The organism is Streptomyces sp. NPDC058576 (assembly GCF_042718715.1).
In the GTDB taxonomy this organism is placed as follows: domain Bacteria; phylum Actinomycetota; class Actinomycetes; order Streptomycetales; family Streptomycetaceae; genus Streptomyces.
This window is the reverse complement of record NZ_JBHXPF010000049.1, coordinates 21,834-43,301: the sequence shown is the minus strand read 5'-3', so window position 1 is coordinate 43,301 and position 21,468 is coordinate 21,834. Positions and strand designations below refer to the sequence as shown.

The 21,468-nt window shown below is 71.4% G+C and carries 17 protein-coding genes and 1 riboswitch; of the genes, 6 read left to right on the top strand and 11 right to left on the bottom strand.

Annotated elements, in window-relative coordinates:
* Positions 1 to 11: 11 nt before the first annotated feature.
* The 4 genes from ACFWRV_RS27765 to ribD are packed head-to-tail and all read right to left on the bottom strand — an operon-like array spanning position 12 to position 3,666.
* Positions 12 to 1,310 carry a bifunctional 3,4-dihydroxy-2-butanone-4-phosphate synthase/GTP cyclohydrolase II gene (locus ACFWRV_RS27765; protein ID WP_384338464.1) on the bottom strand — a complete coding sequence of 433 codons (1,299 nt, stop codon included), beginning with the start codon at positions 1,308 to 1,310 and terminating at the stop codon, positions 12 to 14.
* Entirely contained in the window at positions 1,307 to 1,951 is a 645-nt protein-coding gene (locus ACFWRV_RS27760) for a nicotinamide riboside transporter PnuC (RefSeq protein ID WP_384338463.1), read from the bottom strand. Before ACFWRV_RS27760 ends, ACFWRV_RS27765 begins: the two co-directional genes overlap by 4 nt.
* Positions 1,948 to 2,556 (bottom strand): riboflavin synthase, encoded by a 609-nt coding sequence (locus ACFWRV_RS27755; RefSeq protein WP_384338462.1) that lies wholly within the window; start codon positions 2,554 to 2,556, stop codon positions 1,948 to 1,950. The genes ACFWRV_RS27760 and ACFWRV_RS27755 overlap by 4 nt, the downstream gene beginning before the upstream one ends.
* On the bottom strand, positions 2,557 to 3,666 hold the full coding sequence (gene ribD / locus ACFWRV_RS27750; protein WP_384338461.1) for a bifunctional diaminohydroxyphosphoribosylaminopyrimidine deaminase/5-amino-6-(5-phosphoribosylamino)uracil reductase RibD: 1,110 nt from the start codon (positions 3,664 to 3,666) through the stop codon (positions 2,557 to 2,559).
* A 173-nt stretch (positions 3,667 to 3,839) separates the two neighbouring features.
* A riboswitch (FMN riboswitch) is annotated at positions 3,840 to 3,970 on the bottom strand.
* 290 nt (positions 3,971 to 4,260) lie between these two features.
* Between ribD and ACFWRV_RS27745 the strand changes: the two genes are divergently transcribed.
* Complete coding sequence (locus ACFWRV_RS27745; RefSeq protein ID WP_384338460.1) at positions 4,261 to 6,618, top strand: chitinase C-terminal domain-containing protein; 2,358 nt, start codon at positions 4,261 to 4,263, stop codon at positions 6,616 to 6,618.
* Between the two features lie 79 nt (positions 6,619 to 6,697).
* Positions 6,698 to 7,444, top strand: a complete 747-nt coding sequence (locus ACFWRV_RS27740; protein ID WP_384338459.1) for an SDR family oxidoreductase — start codon at positions 6,698 to 6,700, stop codon at positions 7,442 to 7,444.
* Between the two features lie 79 nt (positions 7,445 to 7,523).
* On the opposite strand, the gene ACFWRV_RS27735 is transcribed toward ACFWRV_RS27740, so the two are convergent.
* Positions 7,524 to 8,714 (bottom strand): ROK family protein, encoded by a 1,191-nt coding sequence (locus tag ACFWRV_RS27735; RefSeq protein WP_384338458.1) that lies wholly within the window; start codon positions 8,712 to 8,714, stop codon positions 7,524 to 7,526.
* Between the two features lie 158 nt (positions 8,715 to 8,872).
* Here ACFWRV_RS27735 and ACFWRV_RS27730 point away from each other — a divergent pair, with 158 nt between their 5' ends.
* The 3 genes from ACFWRV_RS27730 to ACFWRV_RS27720 all read left to right on the top strand — a co-directional run bounded on the left by ACFWRV_RS27730 (position 8,873) and on the right by ACFWRV_RS27720 (position 12,495).
* Positions 8,873 to 10,102 (top strand): MFS transporter, encoded by a 1,230-nt coding sequence (locus ACFWRV_RS27730; protein WP_384338457.1) that lies wholly within the window; start codon positions 8,873 to 8,875, stop codon positions 10,100 to 10,102.
* A 201-nt stretch (positions 10,103 to 10,303) separates the two neighbouring features.
* The gene (locus tag ACFWRV_RS27725) at positions 10,304 to 11,695 is read left to right on the top strand and encodes a uracil-xanthine permease family protein (protein ID WP_384338456.1); all 1,392 of its coding nucleotides are present in this window, start codon (positions 10,304 to 10,306) and stop codon (positions 11,693 to 11,695) included.
* An 89-nt stretch (positions 11,696 to 11,784) separates the two neighbouring features.
* Positions 11,785 to 12,495 carry a DUF5995 family protein gene (locus ACFWRV_RS27720; RefSeq protein ID WP_384338455.1) on the top strand — a complete coding sequence of 237 codons (711 nt, stop codon included), beginning with the start codon at positions 11,785 to 11,787 and terminating at the stop codon, positions 12,493 to 12,495.
* A 36-nt stretch (positions 12,496 to 12,531) separates the two neighbouring features.
* Here ACFWRV_RS27720 and ACFWRV_RS27715 read toward each other — a convergent pair whose 3' ends face one another.
* The 5 genes from ACFWRV_RS27715 to ACFWRV_RS27695 form a co-directional block, all read right to left on the bottom strand.
* Positions 12,532 to 14,226, bottom strand: a complete 1,695-nt coding sequence (locus ACFWRV_RS27715) for a flavin monoamine oxidase family protein (RefSeq protein WP_384338454.1) — start codon at positions 14,224 to 14,226, stop codon at positions 12,532 to 12,534.
* 45 nt (positions 14,227 to 14,271) lie between these two features.
* The gene (locus ACFWRV_RS27710) at positions 14,272 to 15,069 is read right to left on the bottom strand and encodes a carbon-nitrogen hydrolase family protein (protein WP_384338453.1); all 798 of its coding nucleotides are present in this window, start codon (positions 15,067 to 15,069) and stop codon (positions 14,272 to 14,274) included.
* A 194-nt stretch (positions 15,070 to 15,263) separates the two neighbouring features.
* Positions 15,264 to 15,722: an Lrp/AsnC family transcriptional regulator gene (locus ACFWRV_RS27705; protein ID WP_384338452.1), complete on the bottom strand. Its 459-nt coding sequence runs from the start codon at positions 15,720 to 15,722 to the stop codon at positions 15,264 to 15,266.
* Positions 15,723 to 15,852: 130 nt separating this feature from the next.
* Positions 15,853 to 17,310: an aldehyde dehydrogenase family protein gene (locus tag ACFWRV_RS27700; protein ID WP_384338451.1), complete on the bottom strand. Its 1,458-nt coding sequence runs from the start codon at positions 17,308 to 17,310 to the stop codon at positions 15,853 to 15,855.
* A 166-nt stretch (positions 17,311 to 17,476) separates the two neighbouring features.
* Complete coding sequence (locus ACFWRV_RS27695) at positions 17,477 to 18,943, bottom strand: GuaB1 family IMP dehydrogenase-related protein (protein WP_384338450.1); 1,467 nt, start codon at positions 18,941 to 18,943, stop codon at positions 17,477 to 17,479.
* Between the two features lie 309 nt (positions 18,944 to 19,252).
* Between ACFWRV_RS27695 and ACFWRV_RS27690 the strand changes: the two genes are divergently transcribed.
* Entirely contained in the window at positions 19,253 to 20,329 is a 1,077-nt protein-coding gene (locus tag ACFWRV_RS27690; RefSeq protein ID WP_384338449.1) for a terpene cyclase, read from the top strand.
* A 63-nt stretch (positions 20,330 to 20,392) separates the two neighbouring features.
* Here ACFWRV_RS27690 and ACFWRV_RS27685 read toward each other — a convergent pair whose 3' ends face one another.
* Positions 20,393 to 21,388: a sugar-binding transcriptional regulator gene (locus ACFWRV_RS27685; protein WP_383594756.1), complete on the bottom strand. Its 996-nt coding sequence runs from the start codon at positions 21,386 to 21,388 to the stop codon at positions 20,393 to 20,395.
* Between the last annotated feature and the right edge of the window lie 80 nt (positions 21,389 to 21,468).

The window sequence follows — 21,468 nt, the reverse complement described above, 5'->3', positions numbered from 1 at the left end:
CGAGGTGTTCGTTACTGGTTGGCGCAGGTCGACGCCGGGGTTCCGTCGAGCCACGGCAGATCGTGGCCCATACGGTCGCGCTTGGTGCGCAGGTAGCGCAGATTGTGCTCGCCCGCCTGGACGGGCATGGGCTCGCGGCCGGTGACGGCGAGTCCGTGGCGGACGACGGCCGCGGTCTTGTCGGGGTTGTTGGTCATCAGCCGCAGGCTGGTGACGCCGAGGTCCTTGAGGATCCGCGCGCCCGCCGCGTAGTCGCGGGCGTCGGCGGGCAGGCCGAGCTCCAGGTTGGCGTCGAGGGTGTCGACGCCCCGCTCCTGGAGTTCGTACGCGCGCAGCTTGGAGAGCAGGCCGATGCCGCGCCCCTCGTGGCCGCGGAGGTAGACGACGACGCCCCGGCCCGCTTCGGTGATGCGCCGCATGGAGGCGTGCAGCTGGGGGCCGCAGTCGCAGCGCTGGGACTGGAAGATGTCGCCGGTCAGGCACTCGGAGTGGATCCGGACGAGGACGTCCTCGCCGTCACCGATGTCACCGTGGACCAGGGCGACGTGCTCGACGCCGTCGGCGATGGAGCGGTAGCCGTACGCGGTGAAGTCGCCGAACGCGGTGGGCAGCCGGGTCTCGGCCTCGCGGCGGACGGTCGGCTCGTTGCTGCGGCGGTAGGCGATCAGGTCCTCGATGGAGATGATCGTCAGGCCGTGCTTGCGGGCGAACGGGACCAGCTCGGGCAGCCGGAGCATCACGCCGTCCTCGCCCGCGATCTCGACGATGGCCCCGGCGGGCCGCAGTCCGGCGAGCCGGGCCAGGTCGACGGCGGCCTCGGTGTGGCCGTTGCGGACGAGGACGCCGCCGGAGCGGGCGCGCAGCGGGAAGATGTGGCCGGGCCGGACGAAGTCGCCGGGGCCCGCGACGCCGCCCGCGAGCATCCGCAGGGTGGTGGCGCGGTCGGCGGCGGAGATGCCGGTGGTGACGCCGTGCGCGGCGGAGGCGTCGACGGAGACCGTGAAGGCGGTCTGCATCGACTCGGTGTTGTCCTCGACCATCTGCGGGAGTTCGAGGCGTTCCAGCTCGTCGCTCTCCATGGGGGCGCAGATCAGGCCGCGGCACTCGCTCATCATGAAGGCGACGATCTCGGGGGTGGCCTTCTCGGCGGCGATGACGAGGTCGCCCTCGTTCTCGCGGTCCTCGTCGTCCACGACGACGACGGGCCGGCCGGCGGCGATGTCACGGATCGCCTGCTCGACCGGGTCCAGGGAGAGGTTCTCGGGGAGCGGGTCGTGATCGGGGTGCAGCCAGGTGGGCTGGGCAGTCATGCCGTGGCTCCTTCCAGAGCGGGTGTCCGCGTACGCAGCCACCAGTCGCGCATCCCCCACAGGACGAGGGCGCCGTAAATGACGTAGACGAAGCCGGAGAAGGCGAATCCGTTGGCGAAGTTCAGCGGGACGCCGACCAGGTCGACGAGCAGCCAGGCGAACCAGAACTCGACCATGCCGCGGGCCTGGGCGTACATCGCGACGACGGTGCCGACGAAGATGTACGCGTCCGGCCACGGGTCCCAGGACAGCGAGGGGAAGGCGGTGAAGAGGCCGCCGACGGCGAGGGTGCCGAGCGCGGCGGCGCCGATCAGCAGGCCGCGCTCGCGCCAGGTGGCGAAGCGGACGGCGATGGAGCCGTCCTGCGCCTGCTGCCTGCCGCGGTTCCAGGACCACCAGCCCCACAGGGCGACGACGATGACGACCAGCTGCTTGCCCGCGCTGCCGGAGAGGTGCGCGGAGGCGAAGGCGACGAGCAGGATCACACCGGAGAGGAGCTGGGCGGGCCAGGTCCAGATGGAGCGCCGCCAGCCGAGGGCCAGGGCGATCAGGCCGATGATGTTGCCGATCATGTCCGACCACTTGATGTGCTGGCCGAACACGGTGAAGGCCTCGGAGTTGAGCCAGGAGGCGGCGTTCATCGCGGTTCCTGTCCGGCCCGCTCGCCGAGCATCCGCTCGACGTACTTGGCGATGACGTCCACTTCCAGGTTGACCGGGTCGCCGGGCTGCTTGTGGCCGAGCGTGGTCAGGGCGAGGGTGGTGGGGATGAGGCTGATGGTGAAGTAGTCGGCCGCCGCCTCGACGACGGTGAGGCTGACGCCGTCGACGGTGATGGAGCCCTTCTCCACGACGTACCGGGTCAGCTCGGGCGGCAGGGAGACCTTGACGATCTCCCAGTGCTCGGAGGGGGTGCGCTCGACGATGGTGCCGGTGCCGTCCACATGGCCCTGGACGAGGTGTCCGCCGAGCCGGCCGCCGAGCGCCATCGGGCGCTCCAGGTTGACCCGGGAGCCGGCGGCGAGCGCGCCGAGGCTGGAGCGCTTCAGCGTCTCGGCCATCACGTCGGCGGTGAATTCCCCGTCGCCGGTGTCCACGACGGTGAGGCAGACCCCGTTGACCGCGATGGAGTCGCCGTGCTTGGCGCCCTCGGTGACGACGGGGCCGCGCAGCCGGAAGCGGGAGGCCTCGGCGAGCTGCTCGACGGCGGTGACCTCACCCAGTTCTTCGACAATTCCGGTGAACACTCAGTTTCCCTTCCGAGCAGGGGCGGGGGCGGCGGGGACGGCGGTGACGCGCAGATCGGGGCCGATCGGCACGGCCTCGGTCACATCGAGGCGCAACGCCTCGGAGATCGTGGAGATTCCGGCGTCCGCGAGGGCGGCGGGGCCGGCTCCGAGCAGGACCGGGGCGAGATAGCCGACGACCTTGTCGACCTTCCCGGCGGCGACGAACGCGCCGGCGAGCGTGGGCCCGCCTTCGAGGAGCACGGAGCGGACGCCTCGGGTGTGCAGGGCGTCGAGGAGGGCGTCGAGGTCGAGGCCGGGGCCCGCGGCGGCGCGGGGCAGCCGCAGGACGGCGGCCTCGGGGAGGTGGTCGGCCGGGGCGTCGTCGGCGACGGCGATCAGGGTGGGCGCGCCGGCGTCCAGGACCCGGGCGCCGGGCTTGACGGCGGTGGCGTTCGTGTCGACGACGACCCGCAGCGGCTGGGTGGCGCCGTCGACGCCGCGTACGCCCAGCTGGGGGTCGTCGATGCGGGCGGTGCCGGAGCCGACGAGCACGGCGTCGGCCTCGGCGCGCAGCCGGTGGACGTCGGCGCGGGCCTCGGGCGAGGTGATCCACCGGCTGGTGGCGTCGGCGGCGGCGATCCGGCCGTCGAGGGTGGCGGCGTACTTCCACAGGACGTACGGGCGCGCCTGGCGCACCGAGGTCAGCCAGGCGGCGTTGCCCGCCTCGGCCTCGTCGGCGAGGAGGCCCTGCTCCACCTGGACCCCGGCCGCGCGCAGGGTGGCGCCGCCGCCGGTGGCCTGCGGGTTCGGGTCGCCGACCGCGTACACGACACGGCTGATCCCGGCGGCCAGGAGGGCCTGGGCGCAGGGGCCGGTGCGGCCGGTGTGGTTACAGGGTTCGAGGGTGACGTAGGCGGTGCCGCCGCGGGCCCGGTCGCCGGCCGCGCGCAGCGCGTGGACCTCGGCGTGCGGCCCTCCGGCGCGCTGATGGAAGCCTTCACCGGCCACGGCTCCGGCGGCGTCGGTGATGACACAGCCGACGACCGGATTGGGGCTGGTGGAGCCGAGACCGCGCGCGGCGAGCGTGATCGCTCGGCGCATGGCGGTGGTGTCGGCTGCGGTGTCCACCGGGTCCTCCTGCCTCTTCGGGCACGGACTCCGGGGCCTGTCGATGACGACAGATAGAGCGGATCACCTGCGGAAACGCCGGGAACCCGAGAACGGGAAACGCCAGGAACGCACGGTGTCCGGGAGATTCCCGGCCATGCGTCCGCCGACGGCGGCGTACCGATGACAACCCGCCGCGCACTGCCTCCCATCCGGACTTTCACCGTCGGTCCAGGAATTTCACCTGGTCAACCGGCCGCTGGCTGCGGACGGGTCGCGGACTGTAACCGCCGGTTCGGAATTGCACCGACCCCGGAGTGCGCTGCTACTGGTACGGGACCAGTCTGCCACGGACGCCTCTCGGCCATGCGGGTGAGCACTGTGGGCTGGGTCACAGGGAACGTGGCGCATTTCCGCCCGGACGAACGCGACAACGTAGTCATTCACGAAGTCGAGGCTTAAAGGTCCATACCTATTGACGCACTGGTCTAGTCCTCTTAATCTCTGCGTCACCTCCGAGGTTCGGTCCCACGGTGGGCGCACACCGGGACCCCGACAGACTCACCCCTTTTCAGCCAGTTGTGTTCTGCCGACCTCCCCAGGAGGAACGACCACATGCTGTCCCCCACCCGAGCGAGAGCCACGCTCCTCGCCGCCGGCGCCGCCGTCGCCGGACTGCTGCTGAGCTCCCTCGCCGCCACCCCTTCGGCGGCCGCCACCGACCACGAGTCCTGTCGCCCGGACGGGCTGTACAAGACCCCCGGTGTCACCACCCCCTACTGCACCGTCTACGACGCCGACGGACGCGAGAAGATGGGCGCCGACCATCAGCGGCGCGTGATCGGCTACTTCACCAACTGGCGTACCGGCAAGGACGGCAAGGACGCCTACCTGGTCCCGGACATCCCGTGGGACAAGGTCACGCACCTCAACTACGCCTTCGCGCACGTGGATGGCTCCAGCAAGCTCTCGGTCGGCCCGGACAACGCCGACAACGCCTCCACCGGGATGACCTGGCCCGGTGTCGCAGGCGCGGAGATGGATCCGGCGCTCCCCTACCAGGGGCACTTCAACCTGCTGACGAAGTACAAGAAGCAGCACCCGAACGTGAAGACCCTGGTCTCCGTGGGCGGTTGGGCCGAGACGGGCGGGTACTTCGGCCCCGACGGCAAGCGCGTCGACTCGGGCGGCTTCTACTCGATGGCGACCAACGCCGACGGGTCGGTCAACCAGAGCGGCATCAACACCTTCGCCGACTCGGCCGTCGCCTTCATCAAGAAGTACGGCTTCAACGGCGTCGACATCGACTACGAGTACGCGACCACGATGAAGGACGCGGGCAACCCGCTGGACCACACGCTGGCCAACGGCCGCCGCGCGGGCCTGGTCAAGGGCTACGACGCCCTGATGAAGACGCTGCGCGAGAAGCTCGACCGCGCGGGCGAGGCCGACGGCAAGCACTACCTGCTGACCGTCGCCGCCCCCTCCTCCGGCTACCTGCTGCGGGGCATGGAGACGTACCAGATGCAGAAGTACCTGGACTACGTCAACATCATGTCCTACGACCTGCACGGCGCCTGGAACGAGTACGTCGGGCCCAACGCCTCGCTGTTCGACGACGGCAAGGACAACGAGCTGGCGCAGGCGGGCGTCTACACCACCTCGCAGTACGGCGGCCTCGGCTACCTCAACACCGACTGGGCCTACCACTACTTCCGCGGTTCGATGCCGGCCGGCCGGATCAACATCGGCCTGCCGTACTACACCCGCGGCTTCAAGAACGTGCAGGGCGGCACCGACGGACTGTGGGGCAAGGCGGCCACCACCGACTGCCCGGCGGGCGCCGGACTGACCAAGTGCGGTGACGGCGCGGTCGGGATCGACAACCTGTGGCACGACAAGGACACGGGCGGCAAGGAATCGCCCGCCGGTTCCAACCCGATGTGGCACGCGAAGAACCTGGAGAAGGGCATCGTCGGGGACTACGTCACCGACTACGGCTTCCCCGCGAACACCCAGCTGACCGGCACGTACGCCCGCAAGTACGACTCCACGCTGGTCGCCCCCTGGCTGTGGAACGCCCAGAAGAAGGTTTTCCTGTCCACCGAGGACGAGCAGTCGGTGAAGGCCAAGGCCGACTACGTCGTGGAGAAGGGCATCGGCGGCACCATGATCTGGGAGCTGGCGGGCGACTACGGGTGGAACGCCGCGAAGGGCCAGTACGAGACCGGCTCGACGCTGACCACCGCGATGTACGACGCGTTCAAGTCGGCCACCCCGTACGGCGCGAAGCGCGCCACGACCGCCCTGCCGACCGAGGCGCTCTCCATCGACGTCTCCTTCGGGCAGTTCCCGCTGGGCGACTCCAACTACCCGATCAGCCCCAAGCTGAAGATCACCAACCGGACCCAGGCCACGCTGCCCGGCGGTACGGAGTTCCAGTTCGACTACTCCACCTCCGCCCCGGCCAACGCCAAGGACCAGTCCGGCTTCGGTACGACGATCATCCGCAGCGACCACACGGCGGCCAACAACATCGGCGGCCTCAAGGGCGACCACAACCGCGTCTCGCTGAAGCTCCCGGCCTGGCAGAGCCTGGCCCCCGGCGCCTCGGTGGAACTGGACTTCGTCTACTACCTGCCCACCTCCACCCCGTCGAACTGGACGGTGACCTTCGGCGGGAAGTCCTACTCCCTCGCCGGTGACCTGGCCCGCGGCACCACCGTCGTCGAGCCCGGCACCGGGACCGGCCCCACGCCGACCCCGACGCCGACCGGGCCCACGCCCACCCCGTCCCCGACCCAGCCGGGCGGCAGCTGCCCGGCCCCGGCGTGGAACGCGGCCACCGAGTACGGCGGCGGCTCCACCGTCAGCCAGGACGGCCGTCAGTGGAAGGCCTCCTGGTGGACGAAGGGCGAGAAGCCCGGCACCACCGGTGAGTGGGGTGTCTGGAAGGACCTCGGCGCCTGCTGATCCCTCGTGTGCCGTCGGCCCGGCGTGAGCGGTTCTGCCCGCTCATGCCGGGCCGGACGCGCTCTGGCAGGCTGGCCCCATGACGACGATTCTGGTCACCGGCGCCACCGGGACGCTCGGCCGGCAGGTCGCGGAGCGGCTGCGCACCGAAGGGGCCGATGTGCGCGGTCTCAGCCGCCGCTCCCCCTCGTACGCCGTCGATCTGCGCGACGGCAAGGGCCTCGGCGCGGCGGTCGAGGGGGCGGACGTGATCGTCCACTGCGCCAGCACCCCGCGCGGCGGCGACGACCGGGCGGCGGGGTTCCTCATCAACGCGGCGAAGCGGGCCGGGACGCCGCATCTTCTGTACATCTCGATCGTGGGCGTGGACCGGCTGCCGCTGGGCTACTACACGGTCAAGCACCGGGTCGAGCGGATGATCGAGGACTCCGGACTCGGCTCGACGATCCTGCGGGCCACGCAGTTCCACGACCTGGCGCTGCGCATCCTGTCCGGGGCGGCCAAGCTGCCCGTGCTGCCGGTGCCCGCCGGTGTGTCGCTCCAGCCCGTCGACAGCGGCGAGGTCGCCGGCCGACTGGCCGCCCTGGCGCTCGGCGGACCGGCGGGCCGGGTGCCCGACCTGGGCGGACCCGAGGTCCGGGAGCTGACCGACCTGGCCGGGGCGTTCCTGCGGGCCACCGGCCGCAGGCGGCGGGTGGTGCCGGTCCGGCTGGCCGGCAAGGCGTACGCGGGCTACCGGCGCGGCGACCATCTGGCCCCCGAACACGCCGTGGGGACGGTGACGTTCGAGGAGTTCCTCGACCGCCGCCACCGGCACCCGGCCTGAGCCGACGCCGTCCGGCGTGCGCCGCCGGGCCCGCGCCGAGGCCGTCCGCCGGACGTCCGCGGACGTCCGGTCCGGCGGGTCAGCCCTCCGGGGCGAACAGCGCGTCCTGCGCCGCGTCCCGGGCGGTGATCAGCGCACCGCGCAGCACGGCCCCGTCGCCCAGCGAACCGGCGCGGACCTCCGTGCGCAGGGGCGACATCGTGGCCAGCCGTTCCTCGACCCGGGCGGCGAGCGCGGCCCCGCCCGCATGGCCGACGGCCCCCGCGAGCAGGACGCAGCCGGGGTCGAGCACCGAGACGACGGCGGCGGCGCCGAGGGCGAGACGGTCGGCCACCTCCTTCAGGAAGGGCTCACCCGCCTCCCCCGCCTCCAGAGCGGCCCGCACCGCGTCCACGGCGGCCGCCTCCTCGCCGCCCTCCGCCACCGCGCCGAGGTCCACGAGTCCGTGCGCGGCGGCGAGTTCGCACAGCGCGACCGAGCCGGCCAGGGAGTGGAAACCGCCCTCGCAGTTGACCGCCGAGGGCAGCCCGCTCACCCCGGGGACGGGCAGGAAGCCGATCTCTCCCGCGCCGCCGGACGCCCCCTGACGCAGCTGGCCGTCCAGCATCACGGCGGCCCCGATCCCCTGGCCGAGCCAGAGGAGGACGAAGGTCTCCCGGTCGCGGGCGGCGCCGTCCCGGTGTTCCGCGACGGCCGCGAGGTTGGTCTCGTTCTCCACCAGGACGGTGGCGGGAAGCCGCCGCTGGAGCTCCCGGACCAGGCCCCGGTGCCAGGCGGGCAGGCCGGAGCTGTCGCGCAGTTCGCCGGTGACGGGGTCGATCAGCCCCGGCGCTCCCACCCCGACGCTGTGCAGGGGTACCGACCCGGCGGCGCGGGCGGCGCGCTCCAGGAGCGCGGCGGCCCGCTCGACGGCGGGTTCGGTGCGGGTGTCGCTGCCGATGGGCAGCGTGTCCTCGGTGAGCGTGGCCCCCAGCAGGTCGGTGACGACCACGCTGACGCTGCCGAGGCGCACGTCGAGGGCGGCGAGATGGGCCCGGTCGGCGACGATCCCGTACAGCTTGGCGTTGGGCCCGCGACGGACGGCTCCGGACTCGCCGACGACCCGGATCAGGCCGGCGCTCCGGAGCCGTTCGACGAGGTCGGCGACGGTGGGCCGGGAGAGTCCGGTCAGCGTTTTGAGCTGGGTGGCCGTCAGGGGGCCGTCCTGCTGGAGCAGTCGCAGGGCGAGCCGGTCGTTGATGGCCCGGGCCGTGCTCGGGGATGCGGGCATACCGGGATCCTTCCAGATCGTCGCCCCGCCGCTTTCCGGGGCCGCGCAGTATCCACTATTTATCAGGCAGGGTTCCTGATAGTTTACGCCACGCATCGTCGCGCGGGAGCGCCGGGACGGCCGGCATCCGAGGATTCCCAGGGGAGGGACACGACGGCATGACGAACGACTCGACCGTCACGGTCTACAGCACACAGCAGGTCAGGCGGGCGCGGATCGCCGTCGCCGCGGTCTTCACCGTCCACGGGGCGGTGACCGGCAGCTTCGCGACCCGGGTGCCGTGGATCCAGGACCACGCCGGGGTGAGCGCGGGGCAGCTCGGCCTGGCGCTGGCCTTCCCGGCGATCGGCGCGTCGATCGCGATGCCGCTGGCCGGCCGGATCAGCCATCGGTTCGGGGCGCGTACGGCGCTGCGGGGGCTGCTGGCGCAGTGGACGCTGGCGCTGATCCTGCCCGCGCTCGCGCCGAACCTGCTCACCCTCTGCGCCGCACTGTTCGTCTACGGGGCGACGGCGGGGATGTCCGACGTGGCGATGAACGCCCTGGGCATCGAGGTGGAGAACCGTCTCGACAAGTCGATCATGTCGGGCCTGCACGGCATGTGGAGCGTGGGCGCGCTGATCGGTTCGGCGGCGGGCACCGTCGCCGCGCACACCGCGACCGACGCCCGCCTGCACCACACGATCGCCGCCCTGGCGCTCACGGTCCTGGGACTGATCGCCTGCCGGGACGTCCTCGACCTCCAGAGCAGCCCGGAGGAGGAGCCGCCGCCGCGTTTCACCCTGCCGCCGAAGTCGGCCCTGATCATCGGGGCCATCGGGTTCTGCGCGGTGTTCGCGGAGGGCGCGAGCCTGGACTGGTCGGCGGTCTATCTGCGGGATGTCCTGGACAGCTCGGACGGACTGGCCGCCGCGTCCACAACGGCGTTCACCCTGACGATGGCGTTGGCCCGGATCGCCGGGGACCGGATCGTCGACCGGTTCGGCGCGGTCCGCACGGTGCGGACCGGTGGACTGATGGCGACCGCGGGCGGGCTGCTGGTGGTGTTCGCGCCCTCCCCGGCGGCCGCGATGTGCGGCTTCGGGCTGCTGGGCCTCGGTGTGGCGGTCGTGGTCCCGCTGGCCTTCGCCGCGGCGGGGCGCAGCGGGCCGAACCCGAGTCAGGCCATCGCGGGCGTCGCCACCATCACGTACACGTCCAGCCTGATCGCCCCCTCCGCGATCGGCTCACTGGCCGAGGCGACCTCGCTGGTGGTGTCGTTCGGCGTGGTGACGGTGCTGGCCTTCGGCCTGGTGCTGGGCGCCGGGGTGCTGCGCTCGGCCGACCGCAAGGTCACCGGCTCGGCGGTCACCAGCAGCGCGACGACGAAGAGCGCCGCCGGGAGCTGACGGGGGCGCCGGGAGAGGACGGCGGGCGCGCGTGAGGTGGGGCATCGGCGTACGGCCGGGGTGGCGGCGCGCGACGGGTGACCTCCGCGCGGCCGTGGCGCGCCCCACCATTACCATGGCGCTGATCTTTTCCGCAGGTGAACACCGAACACCGGGTCGCAGACCGGCCGGCGCACCGAGCAGACCTTCAGGGAGCAACCAATGAGCCTCGGCGTGCGCTGGACCTTGCACGGCGACGGGAAGACACCCGCGCCCGGGGCGGTGGTGCGCCCCGACGAGCGGCTCTCCTGGCCCCGTACGTTCGGACTCGGTGCCCAGCACGTGGTGGCGATGTTCGGGGCGTCGTTCGTCGCCCCGGTCCTGATGGGTCTGGACCCGAACCTCGCGATCATGATGTCCGGCGTCGCGACGGCGATCTTCCTGCTGGCGACCAAGGGCCGGGTGCCCAGCTATCTGGGCTGTTCGCTCTCCTTCGTCGGCGTCGCGGCCACGATCCGGGCGAGCGGCGGCGATGTCGCCACCATCACGGGCGCGGTGTTCGTGGTCGCGGTGGCCCTGTTCCTGGTGGGGCTCGCCGTACAGCGCTTCGGCGCGCGGATCATCCACGCGGCGATGCCGCCGGTGGTGACGGGCGCGGTCGTGATGCTGATCGGCTTCAACCTGGCGCCGGTGACCGCGTCGACGTACTGGCCGCAGGACCAGTGGACGGCGCTGGCGGTGATGCTGTTCACCGGCCTCGCCGTGGTGTGCCTGCGCGGGTTCCTCTCCCGGATCGCGATCTTCCTGGGGCTGGTCTTCGGGTACGCGCTGTCCTGGGTCCTGGACCTCGCCTTCGGCAAGATCCACTCCCCGCTGGGCGGCGGCGCGGCCACCGACCACTGGCGTCTGGACCTGTCCGCCGTCGGAAAGGCCGACTGGATCGGGCTGCCGACCTTCCACGCACCGGCCTTCGAGTGGTCCGCGATCCTGGTGGCGCTGCCCGTGGTGATCGCGCTGGTCGCGGAGAACGCCGGGCATGTGAAGGCCGTCGGCGAGATGACCGGCGACTCGCTGGACGACAAGCTCGGCACCGCCATCGCCGCGGACGGCGCGGCGTCGATGCTCTCCACCGCCGTGGGCGGGCCGCCCAACACCACGTACTCCGAGAACATCGGCGTGATGGCCGCGACCCGGGTCTACTCCACCGCGGCGTACTGGGCGGCGGCCTGCTTCGCGCTGCTCTTCGGCCTGTGCCCGAAGTTCGGCGCGGTCGTCGCCGCGATCCCGGGCGGGGTGCTCGGCGGGATCACCGTGATCCTGTACGGGATGATCGGCCTGCTCGGCGCGCAGATCTGGCTCAACGGCCGCGTGGACCTGCGCAATCCGCTCAACCTCGTGCCGGCCGCCGCGGGCATCATCATCGGCGTGGGCGGGGTCAGCCTGAAGATCACCGACAACTTCGAGCTGGGCGGCATCGCGCTCGGCACCATCGTCGTGATCACCGGCTACCACGTCCTGCGGGCCTTCGCCCCGGCCCACCTCAAGACCCAGGAACCGCTGCTGGACTCGGGCACCTCGGCGTACGACGAGAAGCCGGGCCCCGAGAAGAGCTGAGTGCCCGTCCCGGCACCGTTGTTCGCCCGTTCCGATGAAACTCGGGCCGGTCGGCGCCGCGGCGAGCCCCTGGCTGGGACGCTCCGCGCATGACGCAGATCGAGCAGTCCGCACTCCCGGCCGGCGTCGGCGACCCGCCGACGGGCAACCCCCCGGTGATCGAACGTATGCGGCAATTGCGTTCCCGGTGGCCGTACGGGGACGGGGTGGCGGTGTTCAACGCGGCCTATCTGGAGGTCGTCGAGCGGGTCGACCCGGACCTCGGCAGGGGCGGCTTCGACGACCGGGAGGCCGCGGCCCTGCTGGGCGTGCGCTGCGCCGAGCGCTATCTGTCGGCCGCCGAGACGGCCACGGCGGGCGGGCTGCCGCCGGAGTGCTGGCGTCCGTTGCTCCCCTGCCGCCGCCATCCCGGCGTACGTCCGCTGCAGTTCGCGCTGAGCGGTCTGCAGGCGCATGTCGGCCACGATCTGGTCCTGGCGGTGGTGGACACCTGTCGTACGCTCGGCTGCGCTCCGCCGGACCTGGAAGGGGAGTTCGAGCGCGTGGGCGATCTCCTCGCGTTGCTGGAGGAGCGGATCCACGAGGATCTGATGCCGGGCCCCGACCTCCTGCGGATCGCGGATCCGCTGACCCATCTGGTCAGCTCCTGGAGCCTGGAGCGGGCCCGTGAGGCGGCCTGGTCGGCGGCCCTGGTGCTCTGGCGGCTGCGCGGATTCCCTTCGCTGGCCGAGGAGTTCAGGCAGCAGACCGACGCGGGCGCGGGCCTGGTGGGGCGGCTTCTGCTCACCCCTTGCCGCTGATACCCGCGCCGGGCTCGTGCGCCCGGACCCTCCGGCTCAGTCCTCCGGAAGCTCGACCGGCGCGATCTCGTCGAAGACGTCGCCGGGGCCGGGGTTGGTGCCGTCCGTCGCCCCGCCGAACTGGTGCATGACACCCCACACGGCGTTCAGCGCGGTCTGCACGGCGCCCTCGGCCCAGCCGGCCGTCCAGGAGATGTCGTCCCCGGCGAGGAAGATGCCCCGCTTGTCCTCGGGCAGCCGGTCCTGCATGAAGTGGGTGAACAGCCTTCGCTGGTAGCGGTAGTGGCCGGGCAGGTTGGCCTTGAACGCGCCCATGAACCAGGGCTCGTTCTCCCAGGAGACGGTGACCGGGTTGCCGATGATGTGGCTGCGGACGTCGACATTCGGGTAGATCTCCCCGAGCGACTTGAGCATGACCTCCATGCGCTCCTTCGGGGAGAGCGGCAGCCACTTCAGACTGTCGTCGCACCAGGTGTAGGAGAGGCAGATGACGGCGGGCTTGTCCGGCCCGTCGTCCAGGAGGTACGTGCCCCGGGTCATCCGGTCGGTGAGCGTCATCGACATCGTGTCGCGGCCGGTGGTCTCGTCCTTGTCCAGCCAGAACGGGCGGTCGACCGGCACGAACAGCTTGGACGACTCCATGTAGTGGGTGCGCTCCATCGCCGTCCAGTGGTCGATCGGGAAGAGCGCGTCATCGCAGTCGATCTTGGAGAGCAGCAGCCAGGACTGGCCGGTGAAGACCGCGGCCCTGAAGGTGCGGATGTCGCCGGTGGCGTCGGTGACCGTGATGCGGTTGCCCGCGGTACGGGTCAGCCGGGTCACGGCTCCGCGCGGCTCGCCCTCGTGCAGGGAGGCGAGCGAGGTGCCGAGCGGCCAGTGGACGATCTTCTGCGGCTCGCGGTCCCACAGGCGCAGCGGGAGCTGCTGGCTGCCGCCGACGATGCCGCGGTGGTGGTCATCGGCCTCGGTGTAGACGACGCGCAGGATCTCCAGGATGGAGTTGGGGAAGTCGGTGTCCCAGCCGCCGGTGCCGAAGCCGACCTGGCCGAAGATCTCGCGGTGCCGGAAGGACTTGAAGGCCTCGGACTCGCAGAGGAACCCGTAGAAGGTCTGGTTGTCGAGCCGCTCGACGAGCTGGGACCAGATCTCCCGGATGCGCGGGACGTCGCGCTCGCGCAGCGCCCGGTTCATGTCGGAGAAGTCGGCCCCCTCCTCCAGGCAGGCGCTCCAGGCCTCGGCGACGTCGCGGTAGACCTGCGGCAGGTCGTCGATGGTCTCGGCGTAGTGCGACTCGCCCTTGAGGTCCACGACGGTCGAGGGCGTGGCCGGGGAGAGCGGGTTGGGGAAGGGCTGCGTCTCCAGGCCCACCAGGTCGATGTAGTGCTGGAGCGCCGTGGAGGACGGCGGGAAGCGCATCGCGCCCATCTCGGCGGTGAGCGCGGGGTCGCAGCCGTCGAAACCAACGGTGCGCAGCCGGCCGCCGATCCGGTCGGCCTCGTAGACGACGGGCTTGAGGCCCATCTTCATCAGCTCGTACGCGGCGATGATGCCCGAGAGACCGCCGCCGATGACGGCGACCTCCTGGCCGTGCTCGGTCGCCGGTATCTGCCCGAGGCCCGCGGGGTGGGCGAGGAAGTCGTCGTACGCGTAGGGGAAGTCCGGCCCGAACATGGTGATCGGCGGGGCGGCCGCGTCGGTGTGCTGGACGGCGTTGGGCACCGTGGACGTCATGGGGTACGGACTCCTTGCGCGGTACGGAAGTTCGGGGAGGCGGGCTCAGGCGAGGGAGCCGTAGAGGCCGGGGCGGCGGTCGTTCAGATACGGGTTGGCGGCGCGCGAGGCGGCCAGGAACTCCGGGTCCACCTCGCCGATCACGAGTTCCTCGCCGCGTCCGGCGCGGGTGCGGACGGTGCCGTCGGGGCCGGCCAGGCAGCTGAGCCCGACGAACTCGAACTCACCCTCCGGGCCGGTGCGGTTGACGTAGGCCACGTACATCTGGCTCTCGAAGGCCCGTACGGGGACGACGGATTCGGCGACGAACTGGAAAGGGTGCATCTGCGCGGTGGGCACCAGCAGCAGATCGGTGCCGGCCAGGGCGTGCGCCCGTACGTTCTCCGGGAACTCGACGTCGTAGCAGATCAGCAGGCCGACGCGGATGCCGTCCAGGTCGGCCTGGACGACGGTCCGCTCGCCGGGGGTGAACCACTCCTGCTCGAAGCAGCCGAACAGATGGGTCTTGCGGTAGTTCGCGAGCCGTGCGCCGTCGGGGCCGATGAGCTGGGAGGCGTTGAAGATCCGCTCCCCGTCGCGCTCCGGGTAGCCGTAGAGGACGGCGAGGCCGTGGCGGACGGCGATCTCGGCGACGGCCTTCGCCCCGGGCCCTTCGGCGGTCTCGGCCAGTACGGGCACGGCGTCGCCGATGGCGTATCCGGTGAGGAACAGCTCGGGCGTCACCAGCAGCCGGGCTCCCGCGTCGGCGGCCCGGGCGGCGGCCTCGTCGAGCGCCTTCAGGTTCTCGGCGACGGCGCCGGGCCGTCCGGAGCTCTGGAGCAGGGCGGTGCGCAACGACGGCATGGCTGACCTCGGGCGGTGCGGGCGGGGTGGGGAGACGTATCGAAGGTACGTGGCCCGGATCGGCCCGGACAAGGCGCGAGTGTTGCGCGTCGACCGTCGATTCGTTGCGCGGGTGGGGCTTGCCGCGGCGAATCGTTGCGTGGAGCATCATCGCAGGTCAGCGGGGTGATGTGCGCCACTGGCCGGGGCGGCTCTCAGGCGGGCGGCGCCTCCGCCGAGTAGCGACGCAGCAGCGGCGAGAGCACCAGGACGGACTTGGTCCGCTCGACGTACGGCTCCCCCGCGATCCGTTCCAGGACCTGTTCGAAGTGGCGCATGTCGGCGGCGAAGACCTGTACGACGGCGTCCGCCTCCCCGGTCACCGTGGAGGCCGAGGCGACCTCCGGGTAGCGGGCGAGGCCCTGCTTGATGGCGTCCGGGGAGGTGTTGCGGCTGCAGTAGATCTCGATGAACCCCTCGGTCTCCCAGCCGAGCGCCGCCGGGTCGACCCGCACGGTGAAGCCGGTGATCGCACCCTCGGCGCGCAGCCGGTCGACCCGGCGTTTCACGGCGGGGGCGGAGAGGCCGACGATCGCGCCGATGTCGGCGTAGGAGCGCCGGGCGTCTTCGGCGAGGGCGTGGACGATGCGTTCGTCGAGGTCGTTCAGGCGCACGTCGGGCGGTTCACTTCTCTGCGGTGGGTCGGCTGCGGGGGCGGGAGGCGGACGGTGCCGCCTCCCGCGGTAGTCGCAGTAGACCATGAGCCGCCGTCGCGGGCGTGCTCGGCGCAGTGGAGGTGGCCGGTCAGAAGGGGAACTGCGAGCGGCCGTGCTGGATGGAGATCCACTTCTGGGTGGTGAAGGCCTCGATCATCGAGTCGCCGTTCAGCCGGCCGAGGCCCGAGCTCTTCTCGCCGCCGAAGGGGACGATCGGCTCGTCGTGGACGGTGCCGTCGTTGATGTGGATCATGCCGGTGTGGATGCGCTGCCCGATCCGCACGCCGCGCTCGATGTTGCCGGTGTGGACGGCGCCGCTGAGGCCGTACGGGGTGTCGTTGGCGATGCGGACGGCCTCGTCCTCGCCGTCGAAGGGGATCAGCAGGGCGACGGGCCCGAAGATCTCCTGCCGCAGGACCGGCGAGTCGGCGGCGAGGCCGGTCAGCACGGAGGGGCTGACGAGGTTGCCGTCGGCGCGGCCGTGCAGGAGAGCCGTCGCCCCGGCTGCCACGGTCTGGTCGACGAGCTTGGAGACGGACTCGGCCTGCGAGGAGTTGATCAGCGGGCCGATCTGGGTGGCCGGGTCGGCGGGGTCGCCGACGGTGAGCGAGGCGACCTTGGCGACGAACTTCTCGGTGAACTCCGCCTCGACGGCGCGGTCGACCAGGATGCGGTTGGCGGCCATGCAGACCTGGCCCTGGTGGACGTACCGGCTGAAGACCGCCGCGTCGACGGCGTAGTCGACGTCCGCGTCGTCGAGCACGATCAGGGCGCTGTTGCCGCCGAGTTCGAGGACGGCCTGCTTGAGGTTCTGGGCGCAGACGGTGGCGACGTGACGGCCGACCTTGTCCGAGCCGGTGAAGGAGATGACCTGCGGCACCGGGTGCTCCAGCAGGGTGTCGCCGATCTCCGCGATGTCGGTGATCACGACGTTCAGCAGCCCGGCGGGCAGTCCGGCGTCCTCGAAGATCCTGGCGAGCAGGGTGCCGCCGCAGATCGGGGTGTTCTGATGCGGCTTGAGGACGACGGCGTTGCCGAGGGCCAGCGCGGGCGCGACGGACTTGAGGGAGAGCAGGAAGGGGAAGTTGAACGGGCTGATCACGCCGACGACCCCGACGGGCACGCGGTAGACGCGGTTCTCCTTGCCCTCGGTCGGCGAGGGGAGGATCTGTCCGGCGGGGCGCAGGGCCAGCTGGATCGCCTCGCGGAGGAACTCCTTGGCCAGGTGCAGTTCGAAGGCGGCCTTCAGCCGGGTGCCGCCGAGTTCGGCGACGATCGCTTCGCCGATCTCCGGCTCGCGCTCCTCGACGAGGCGCAGCGCCTTCTCCAGGACGGCCCGCCTGCTGTACGGGTTGGTGTCCGCCCACGCCTGCTGGGCCCGCTCGGCGGCGCGGTAGGCCTGGTCGACCTCGTCGGCGGTGGCGACCGGGATCGAGGCGAGCTTCTCCCCGTCGAACGGGTTGAAGTCGATGATGTCCCAGGACCCCTTCCCCGGCCTCCACTCGCCGTCGATGTACTGGTGGGCCAGGTCAGTGAAGAAGGACATGAGATCCCTTACCGCAGAGAGGCAGGCAGCTGAGTGCGCTTCATATTACTTATATCTCGCGGGAGTTGAAGCGCACTCCCGGCCACCTCCGGGAGCCCCGGAAACGACCCCGCCCTCTCCGGCGCGAAGCACCGGAGAGGGCGGGGTCGTTGCGGTGAACGCGGGATCAACTCCAGCTGGCGTGCAGCGGCTTGCCCTCGGCGTAACCGGCGGCGCTCTGGACCCCGACGACCGCCTTCTCGGCGAACTCCGCCAGGGAGGCGGCGCCGGCGTAGGTGCAGGAGGAGCGGACGCCCGCGATGATCGAGTCGATCAGGTCCTCGACGCCCGGCCGGGTCGGGTCGAGGAACATCCGCGAGGTGGAGATGCCCTCCTCGAAGAGCGCCTTGCGGGCGCGGTCGTAGGCGGACTCGTCCGAGGTGCGGTTCTTGACGGCGCGGGCCGAGGCCATCCCGAAGGACTCCTTGTAGAAGCGGCCGTCGGCGGACTGCTGGAGGTCACCGGGCGACTCGTACGTGCCCGCGAACCAGGAGCCGATCATCACGTTGGACGCACCGGCGGCGAGCGCCATGGCGACGTCGCGCGGGTGGCGGACGCCGCCGTCCGCCCAGACGTGCTTGCCGTGCTTCCTCGCCTCGGCTGCGCACTCCAGGACGGCGGAGAACTGCGGACGGCCGACGCCGGTCATCATCCGGGTGGTGCACATGGCGCCGGGGCCGACGCCGACCTTGATGATGTCCGCGCCCGCCTCGATGAGGTCGCGCACTCCCTCGGCGGCGACGATGTTGCCCGCGACGATCGGCACCTGCGGGTCGAGGGCCCGCACGGCCTTCACCGCACTGATCATGGATTCCTGGTGGCCGTGGGCGGTGTCCACGACCAAGACGTCGGCGCCCGCGTCCAGGAGCTGCTTGGCCTTGCCGGCCACGTCGCCGTTGATGCCGACGGCGGCCGCGATGCGCAGCTTGCCCCGGGCGTCGGTGGCGGGGGTGTAGAGCGTGGCGCGCAGGGCGGCCTTGCGCGTGAGGATGCCGACGAGGCGGCCCTCGGCGTCGACCGCGGGGGCGAGCTTGCGGTTGGCGCCGTCGAGCTTGTTGAAGGCGTCGCGGGGGTCGATGTCCGCGTCGAGCAGCACGAGGTCCTTGGTCATGACCTCGGAGAGCTGGGTGAAGCGGTCGACGCCGGTGAGGTCGTGCTCGGTGACGACGCCGACGGGGCGGCGGTCGGCGTCGACGACGACGCCCGCGCCGTGGGCGCGCTTGGGCAGCAGCGACAGCGCGTCGGCGACGGTCTGGCCGGGGGCCAGCTCGATCGGGGTGTCGAGGACGAGGTGGCGCGTCTTGACCCAGGAGATGACGTCGGTGACGACCTCGATCGGGATGTCCTGGGGGATGACGACGAGCCCGCCGCGGCGGGCGATGGTTTCGGCCATCCGGCGGCCCGCGATGGCGGTCATGTTGGCGACCACGAGCGGAATGGTGGTGCCGGACCCGTCGGGCGACGAGAGGTCCACGCCCTGGCGGGAGCCGACCGCGGAGCGGCCCGGGACCATGAAGACGTCGTCGTAGGTGAGGTCGTACGGGACCGCGGGGGACTCTGTGTAGCGACCGGTGCCCGGCTCAAGAAAACGCATAACACTCATTTTTTCATACGAAACGGTGCAGGTCGTTTCCACGAAGACACAGCAAAAGACCCCCTCGTTCGTCCGTTCCTCCAAGAGTATTCCTGGGAGGCGGCCGGGGGCCCCGGGCAAGTGGAACCTGCCTTACCCACGGACCCTACCCGAACGGGATTCGAATCATTCGTGATCACCATCCCTGGACCGGGTGACAAGGGGTCAGGTAGCTTCAAACCCGCAGGTCTCGGGGGTGTCGGAAGCGTCGATCCGGCTCGTCGGCAACCCTGGGCACACCGTATGACCGGAGAGGATCCCGATCCGCCTGTGGACAGCGAACTGCCGGACATCTACTGCCCGTTCCCGCAGCGGACCAATCCGCACGTGGGACACACCCGGGGGCATCTGGACGCCTGGACCAGACGGACGGGGCTGGTCCACCGCGAGTCCGCGAGGAACCGATTCGAACAAGCCGATTTCGGGTCGTTCGTCGGCATGGTCTACCCGACGGCCGATGAGGAACACCTCGATCTGGTGGCCGACTGGTTCGTCTGGCTCTTCCTGGTCGACGACCAGCTCGACGACGGCCACCTCGGCCGTTCACCCGACCGGGTGAGGGACGTCGTCGACCGGATGCGCGCGGTGGTCGACGGTTCCGCCCCCGAGCCGCTGCCGGGGGAAGAGGTGCCGGCCGCCGTGACCGCCCTGGCCGACCTGTGGAAACGTACGACGCCGAACGCCGCTCCGCACTGGCGGACGCGGTTCGCCTGGCATCTGGTCACCTACCTCACGACGGCCACCACCTGGGAAGCGGGCAACCGCGCCGAGGACGTGGTGCCCTCGGAGGAGACGTACATCGCCAAGCGGCGGCACACCGGGGCCATCCATGTCTGCATGGACCTCATAGAGATCGTGGCGGGCATCGAGGCCCCGGAGTCGCTCCACAACGACCCCCGCTTCATCACCGCCCTGGAAGCCGCGTGCAACCACGTGTGCTGGGCCAACGACGTGTACTCCTTCGAGAAGGAGCAGGTGCTCGGCGAGATCCACAACCTCGTGCACCTCGTCCGCAACCACCGGGGCCTCGGGGAGCAGCAGGCGCTGGACCACGTCGCGGAGCGCCTCGCGACGGAGACCGAGCGGTTCCTGACCGCCGAGGACGAGCTGCTGGAGCTGTATCCGGAGCTGTCCGGGCTGCTGGTGCCCTACCTCGACGGGATGCGGAGCTGGATGCGCGGCAACCTGGACTGGTCGCGCCAGACCCCGCGCTACAACCCCGCCGACGTGGGGCAGTACGAGGAGCCCGAGGAGTATCTGGAGGAGACGGTGCTGGGCGTACCGCCCGCGCGCACCGAGACGGTCACCCCCGCCCCGTGCGCGGCGAAGGCCCCTCCGGCGGGCTGAACGAACGCGCAGAGGGCCGGGCACCGCGTGCGGCGTCCGGCCCTCTGCTCGTTCCCGGCGGCGTCACTCCCCGTCGGGGTCCGCACGCTCCAGTGCCGGGCGGACGCCCGCGGCGGACTCGGTGAGCAGGTAGTCGGCCGCGGCGGTGTCCGTGACCAGGCTGGTGACCAGGCCGGAGCGCAGCACCGCGCCGATCGCCGCCGCCTTGCGCTGGCCGCCCGCGATCGCGACCACCTCGGGGATCCGGCGCAGCCGGTCCGCCTCCACGGTGATGCAGCGCTCCCCGAGGTCGCGGCCGACCCGGCGGCCGTCGGAGTCGAAGAGGTGCGCGGACATCTCGGCGGCGACGCCGAGCGAGGCGTAATGGGCGCGCTCCGCATCCGAGAGCATGTCGTGGACCGTGGAGATGCCCGGCTCCCAGGAGCCGATGGAGACGGCGGCGACCGTCACCTTGTCGAAGTACTCGAAGGCGCGGGCGATGCCCGTCTGGTCGCGCAGCGCGGCGGCCGTCGCGGGGTCGGGCAGCAGCATCGGAGCGTAGATGGGGTGCGCCTCGCCGCCGGATACCTGGGCCGCCCGGCGGACCGCCTCGACCGAGCCGCGCTCGGCGGTGCCCGCGTCGTACACCCCGGTGAGCTGGACGACCGTGCAGGGCGGGAGCCGGTCGAGAGCGGCCGCCATGTGGATGGTGGAGCGGCCCCAGGCCAGGCCGAGCACATCGCCCTCGGCCACCAGCTCGCCGAGCAGGTCGGCCGCGACCTCGCCCAGGTTCTCCGGGTCAGGGGCGTCGTCCTGTTCCTCGGCCGGGGATTCGACGACCACCGCGTGCCGCAGCCCGTAACGGGCGCGCAGGGCGTCGGAGCGTTCGGCGTCCAGCTCGGCCGGGACCCGGATCTCGATGCGTACGAGATCGCGTTCGAGGGCGGTCTCCAGGACCCGGGCCACCTTGAAGCGGCTCACGCCGAACTCCTCGGCGATCTGGATCTTGGACTTGCCCTCCAGGTAGAACCGGCGGGCCATGGCCGCCGCCTGCACCAGCTCCGCGGGTCCCATCCGCATGGCTGACCGACCCGCCGAGATGCCAGACACCGCGATCTCCTCACTGCTGTTCACACGCCCGATACGCCGTTCATCCTGTC

Bases quoted from the DNA above. Each gene is read 5' to 3' on its own strand.
- ACFWRV_RS27710 (WP_384338453.1), bottom strand. From the start codon at position 15,069: ATGCCGTCGTTGCGCACCGCCCTGCTCCAGAGCTCCGGACGGCCCGGC.
- ACFWRV_RS27740 (WP_384338459.1), top strand. From the start codon at position 6,698: ATGACGACGATTCTGGTCACCGGCGCCACCGGGACGCTCGGCCGGCAG.
- ACFWRV_RS27685 (WP_383594756.1), bottom strand. From the start codon at position 21,388: ATGCGGATGGGACCCGCGGAGCTGGTGCAGGCGGCGGCCATGGCCCGC.
- ACFWRV_RS27700 (WP_384338451.1), bottom strand. From the start codon at position 17,310: ATGTCCTTCTTCACTGACCTGGCCCACCAGTACATCGACGGCGAGTGG.
- ACFWRV_RS27730 (WP_384338457.1), top strand. From the start codon at position 8,873: ATGACGAACGACTCGACCGTCACGGTCTACAGCACACAGCAGGTCAGG.
- ACFWRV_RS27735 (WP_384338458.1), bottom strand. From the start codon at position 8,714: ATGCCCGCATCCCCGAGCACGGCCCGGGCCATCAACGACCGGCTCGCC.
- ACFWRV_RS27725 (WP_384338456.1), top strand. From the start codon at position 10,304: ATGAGCCTCGGCGTGCGCTGGACCTTGCACGGCGACGGGAAGACACCC.
- ACFWRV_RS27695 (WP_384338450.1), bottom strand. From the start codon at position 18,943: ATGCGTTTTCTTGAGCCGGGCACCGGTCGCTACACAGAGTCCCCCGCG.
- ACFWRV_RS27720 (WP_384338455.1), top strand. From the start codon at position 11,785: ATGACGCAGATCGAGCAGTCCGCACTCCCGGCCGGCGTCGGCGACCCG.
- ACFWRV_RS27715 (WP_384338454.1), bottom strand. From the start codon at position 14,226: ATGACGTCCACGGTGCCCAACGCCGTCCAGCACACCGACGCGGCCGCC.
- ACFWRV_RS27760 (WP_384338463.1), bottom strand. From the start codon at position 1,951: ATGAACGCCGCCTCCTGGCTCAACTCCGAGGCCTTCACCGTGTTCGGC.
- ACFWRV_RS27765 (WP_384338464.1), bottom strand. From the start codon at position 1,310: ATGACTGCCCAGCCCACCTGGCTGCACCCCGATCACGACCCGCTCCCC.
- ACFWRV_RS27745 (WP_384338460.1), top strand. From the start codon at position 4,261: ATGCTGTCCCCCACCCGAGCGAGAGCCACGCTCCTCGCCGCCGGCGCC.